Source organism: Coleofasciculus sp. LEGE 07092, assembly GCF_015207375.1.
Taxonomy (GTDB): domain Bacteria; phylum Cyanobacteriota; class Cyanobacteriia; order Cyanobacteriales; family Coleofasciculaceae; genus LEGE-07092.
This window is the reverse complement of the sequence record NZ_JADEWY010000222.1, coordinates 1-5,346: the sequence shown is the minus strand read 5'-3', so window position 1 is coordinate 5,346 and position 5,346 is coordinate 1. Positions and strand designations below refer to the sequence as shown.

Annotated in this window: 6 protein-coding genes; all 6 read right to left on the bottom strand. The window is 48.4% G+C overall.

Annotated features, from left to right (window positions below):
- Positions 1 to 584, bottom strand: a 584-nt coding sequence (locus IQ257_RS28680; RefSeq protein ID WP_322744499.1) for an MATE family efflux transporter, incomplete at its 3' end; no start/stop codon positions are given.
- A 161-nt stretch (positions 585 to 745) separates the two neighbouring features.
- On the bottom strand, positions 746 to 1,504 hold the full coding sequence (locus IQ257_RS28675) for a HEAT repeat domain-containing protein (protein WP_193877267.1): 759 nt from the start codon (positions 1,502 to 1,504) through the stop codon (positions 746 to 748).
- Between the two features lie 75 nt (positions 1,505 to 1,579).
- On the bottom strand, positions 1,580 to 2,068 hold the full coding sequence (locus IQ257_RS28670) for a GNAT family N-acetyltransferase (RefSeq protein ID WP_193877269.1): 489 nt from the start codon (positions 2,066 to 2,068) through the stop codon (positions 1,580 to 1,582).
- A gap of 15 nt (positions 2,069 to 2,083) precedes the next feature.
- Positions 2,084 to 2,263, bottom strand: coding sequence for a hypothetical protein (locus IQ257_RS28665; protein WP_193877271.1), 180 nt, complete (start codon positions 2,261 to 2,263; stop codon positions 2,084 to 2,086).
- Positions 2,264 to 2,396: 133 nt separating this feature from the next.
- The gene (locus IQ257_RS28660) at positions 2,397 to 4,148 is read right to left on the bottom strand and encodes a sodium:solute symporter family protein (protein WP_193877273.1); all 1,752 of its coding nucleotides are present in this window, start codon (positions 4,146 to 4,148) and stop codon (positions 2,397 to 2,399) included.
- 229 nt (positions 4,149 to 4,377) lie between these two features.
- Positions 4,378 to 5,163, bottom strand: a complete 786-nt coding sequence (locus tag IQ257_RS28655) for an RNA polymerase sigma factor SigF (protein WP_193877279.1) — start codon at positions 5,161 to 5,163, stop codon at positions 4,378 to 4,380.
- Between the last annotated feature and the right edge of the window lie 183 nt (positions 5,164 to 5,346).

Below are 5,346 nucleotides of genomic sequence, written 5' to 3'. Positions count from 1 at the left end.
ATAAATAAGCAGTCCAGCACAACATTAGCTGCATTACCGATAACCGATAACAGCAAAACTTTGCTACTTTCTTCCCGTCCCAGAAACCAACCAATGAATACAAAATTTAGTAACGTGGCAGGTGCGCCCCAAATGCGGGTAGCATAATACGCTTGACTCGAAGACTTCACCTCTGGGGCAGCACTCAACAAAGCAAACCCCAATTCTTGCAATGGGTGCTGCAAAATCAAAATCGCCAGTCCTAATCCCACAGCAATAATGCCATTGCGTAATCCCGTCAGTAATACCTCGTCCCCATCCTCACGCCCTACAGCTTGGGCAGTTGTACCCGTAGTTCCTGTGCGTAAAAAACCCAAGGAACGGTAGATGTGGTTAAACAGCACCGTGGATAAGGTAACACCGGCAAGGTGGCGAATTTCTCCCAAGTGACCCAAGAACGCCACACTAAATATACCCGCCAGGGGCACCATGAGATTAGACAAAATGTTGATACTTGCCAGTCGGAAGAAGCGGCGGCGGAAATCAGACTCATCAAAAAGCGGTATCGTGCGATCGGCTGTGGGTTGAGAGGAAGAAACAAGCATAGTAGAGAGGTTTTGTCTTGCAGGATGGGGTAAAAAAAGACCGCCAGTGAGCAATATCCACCCCTCTACTTTAACTTTTGTAAGGTAATGTTTAAAAAATTATATAAATTTAACGAAACTTGTAAAGACTTTGCATCTAACATCTCTACAAGATTTCCTTCTCAAAACAACCCCTCCAATTCAATTGCCTCTATCATCTGAAGGGCGCGAGGGTCGCCCAATCGTAAAAGTGCAGCTTTGGCATCTTCCCGAACTCCCATATCTTCATCTTCGGCAAAGGCTTCAGTTAATCCATCAATCGCGCCTCCGTAAATAGCATTAGACGGAAGTTCCCGACACAACTGCCCCAATGTCCAAGCACAGTTACTCCGCACTGCTGCGATCGGGTCTTGCTTTAAGGCGGTAATCAATGGTGGAATGCAAGCCACCATATCTTGATACTCCAGCTTTGCCATTTGTGCCAAAGAACTCGCCGCCCACAAACGTACCGCTGAGATATCCGTTATCAAGGCATCAAGCAGGGGCCGCAACCCACGGCGATCGCGGCAGTTTCCCAATGCCCAAACCACACCTTTACGGGCGTAACCATTCCAATCGCGGTTAAGTTGCTCGATTAATGGTTCTACAGCCGTAGGACTGGGATTGCGCCCCAAAGCATAGGCAGCACTCACCCGCACCAAGGGGCAAACATCTTTTAACAAGTTAATTAGATGAGGAATAGCCCGTTCATCCTGAAGTTCACAAAACGCTCTTGTCGCCAGCATCCGTTGTGGCGTTTCGGGGGCGGTTAAAAGAGCCAGCATTACTTCTGGATCGGGCTTTTCGGCTTCTGACTCAACATCAACTGGCTCTAATTTATCTAGGGGGCTTTCTAGATCGTCCGCCGTATCAATTACTCTAAGATCGTCATTATCATACATATTAGATAAATTATCCTATCCCACCCAATTGCACCAGTCTCTGACCCCCTATTTCCCATTCCCCACTCCCTACAATCAAAGTGGTTTAACCATCCACAAAGACTGAATTTGAAAGCCTAACTGCTGATAAAACTGCACGGCAGGTTGGTTGGATTGAAAAACTTGCAGCCCAAGTTGGCGATCGCCTCTTTCCCTTGCCCAGTTTTCAGCATGGCGCATCAGTGCCGAACCAATACCCTGACGCCGATATCCTGGCATCACGTATAGCAAAAAAACATAAGCGTGGCGATCGCCCTGTACCTGATTGATAGCATTTCCCAGCCACAGACAAGCAACAGGTTGGCTAACCGTTGGTATAGCCACTGGAGAATTCGCTGGCTCAACCCACCACAACGGCGTCTCCAAATGAAAATACTGCCGCACCGTTTCCGCCAGATGGGAAAAATGCTCTTGTTCTGGGAAAAGCTCTTGGTAGCTGAGTTGGAGGAATTTTACCAAAATTGCCTTATCCAACCCTGAGCCTATCCGCAGCCGATAGCCCGGTAATAATAAATGTTCAGACACCAGTACTATTGAACTCTAGTTGACTGCCAATCTAGCCAAGGCTGATACCTGCACACTAGCAGAGTCAATCTCCTCAATGGGTGCAGGTGCTGCCAAGTCGCTGGGTAAGAAAATGCGAGCGCTTACGGCTAATAATGCCACCAAAAAGACCAATAGGATCAGGAAGGGGGCAACATACTGACGAAAAATAGCCATTGTTATCGATATGTGCGTAAGTAGAGTGGTTTTCTGAGAATTTGGCTAAAGATTTGTAAAGCTCCTCTTATCTATCCTACAATTCTTTGGAGTCATAGTCCCGATTATCGAGTTCGGTTTGAGACAAGGGAATTCACTTCACCTTGTTAAGCTGGCGCAGCCACATCCCACCAATAACGGCGGCAACGAGGGACACCCAACCGATTAGCGGTTGCAGTAGCAAAAAGCCGCCAGTGGCAAACATTACCCCGAACATCAATAAAATTGACGCCAACGTTCGTTTGATATCTAGTCCCAAATCTTGAAGTGGCACCAAACCCGTGCGAACCTGCTGACGCTGCCAACCCGGACCCGCCGGACGCACCCGACGGTAAAATTGATCCAATGTTGCATCCGATTCCGCTGGAGTGAGAAATAAAGCCGCGATCCACAAAATGCCAACAGTTACGGTAATAAACATCAACCGCAAACCAAAGTCAGGAATCTGCAACGCAGGTACAACACTAGTCGTCAACCCCACAACAAAACCCCCCAAAATTGCCGTCAGCTCCGCCGCCGCATTAATCCGCCACCAGAACCACCGCAGCATTAGCACCAACCCAGAACCCGTACCAATGGCAATCACCAGCCGGAAAACCGTTGCCACATCTTGGGCAAAAAATGCTGCCATCGCCCCAAACGCTGTTACCATCACTGAAGATAGCCGTCCCACAAGCACGAGTTCTGGTTGAGTTGCATCGGGTTTGATAAAGCGCCGATACAAGTCATTTGTAACAAAGGAAGCACCCCAGTTAATTGACGTTGAAACCGTACTCATAAACGCGGCTAGCAGGGATGCTGCTACTAGCCCTAGCATAATAGGTGGCAAAAAGTCAAGCATGAGTTTGGGATAGCCTAACTCCCGGTCTTCCAAATTCGGATAGACTACGATCGCCACTAACGCCACAACAATCCAGGGCCAAGTCCGTACTACATAATTCAAGATATTAAACAACCAAGCCGCCTTCTCCGCCTCTGCCTCATCTTTAGCTGCAATCAGGCGCTGAATGAATTCGCCACCACCATCACTGCGCCGCCAGGACCACCACTGAACGAAGAGGTAGGCAGAAAAGGTAGTAGCGGTAATGCCTGCGATATCACTCCACCCAATACCACCGACTCCAATAGAGAGAGGGATGAATGACAAAACATCCTGTTTTGTTGCCAGTTGCACCGCTGGCACTAGGGCGTGGATACCGCCAACGTGGTTAACGGCAACACCAGCAACCACCATCGCCCCCAACAACGCCAGGAAGAATTGGAAGAAATCGGTAGTGACGACACCCCATAAACCAGCGAAGCTAGCATAGATTAATACTAAGACGCTGACACCAACCACACTCCAAATTTTCTGGCTGTTTCCAGGAGTGATTCCCAAACTTTGCCAAATTTCCAGGGCGTCTACAACTTTAACCATCGCTAGCATGGCGTAACCGATACCAATACAGTTAATCGGTACGGCAAACAGAAACGCTTTCACCCCCCGCAGTACCGCCGCCATCTTTCCGCCATAACGTAGTTCAGTGAGTTCGGCATCGGTTACGACTTCCGATCGCCGCCACATTCGGGCAAAGACGTAGACCATGATTAAATGGGAGATACCGAAACTCCACCATTCCCAGTTCCCGGCAATTCCCCGGTTGCCCACAACCCCAGCAATATAGAGAGGCGTATCAATCGAAAAGGTCGTCGCTGCCATGCTGGTGCCTGCCAACCACCAAGGAAGCGATCGCCCCGATACGAAAAAATCGACCAAACTCCCCGACGCCTTGCGAGAAAGGTAAAGTCCTAATGCCATTGAGCCGATGAGGTAGAACAGGACTATCAGCCAATCAACCAGTTGCATAACTTTTGATCTGTGTTTTACCTGAATTCGATATCTTACACTGGCTTCAGGTCAAGGGTATGAAGATGAGAACCCCGACTTCTCTGAGAAATCGGGGTTCTAAACCGCAGCTTATAAAAGTTAAAATTAGACGAAACTCTAGTATTACGATTGAACTTACAGTTACGCCTGAAGTAAGAACAGCGATCGCTCTTTTCTCATTCCATCCCCTACAAATTAACTCAACTCCTCAGCTAGCAAGGCGTTCGGGTATTTGAGTTTGCAGAAGAAACCCCAAATCATTCATGCCCCGTTGCAGGTGGCGCGTCACAGTCATGGGGCTAACACCGATTCGTTTGGCAGCTTCTTTACGCGGTAAATCCCGGAAAAACACAAACTCAATCGCTGCCTGTGTTTTCTCTTCTAGCTGACGTATTGCGCCGTGCAACTGCTGTCGGTCTTCTTCCCAATGCTGCAACGCTTGGTCACGACTATCAGGTAGCGTTTCTCCCAATGTCACCGAACAATCAACCGTCTGACCTACAGTAGCATCTAAACTTAAGGGCAAGCGATTTTGAGCTGCTAACTTACTCTCAAGCCACTCTTGCAACGATACGTCTAAGGCGCAAGCCATTTCCGCATCTTCAGGGGGGCGTCCTAGAGTGGCGCTCAACTTCTTACTGACTCGTTGCCCTTCTTGCTGCAATTCTTGCCAGCGGCGGGGAATCTTCACTACACTGCCCTTATCTCGCAAAAAATGCAGCATTTCGCCACGAATGAATGGTACGGCAAAGGAACTAAAGGCACAGCCTTGATGGGGATTAAACCGCTCAATCGCCCGAATCAATCCGAGGTAGCCGATTTGCACTAAATCTTCATAGGGTTCAACACACTGTAGACTGACCCGATAAGCCGTTTTCTTTACCAATCCAGCATTTAGTCGTACTAGCTGATTGCGAACGTCTACCGAAGGATTTCGATAGTAAGCAACCAGAAGTTCCATTCCTCGAAAATAATTAGTAGACTGAGTCGCCATCATAAAAAACCAACAGCAGTGAAAACTGAATCCCTTCAACGACTTGGTGTTACCCAACCATCCTGAACTCATTGTCTGTACAGGAAAACGAATAAACCATCGTCGTTTCACGGAAATCTAAGGAGTCAGAACTGCCAGTCTCCGCATAAACACGTAGGGAGATGGGGAGCTGGGGAGCTGGGG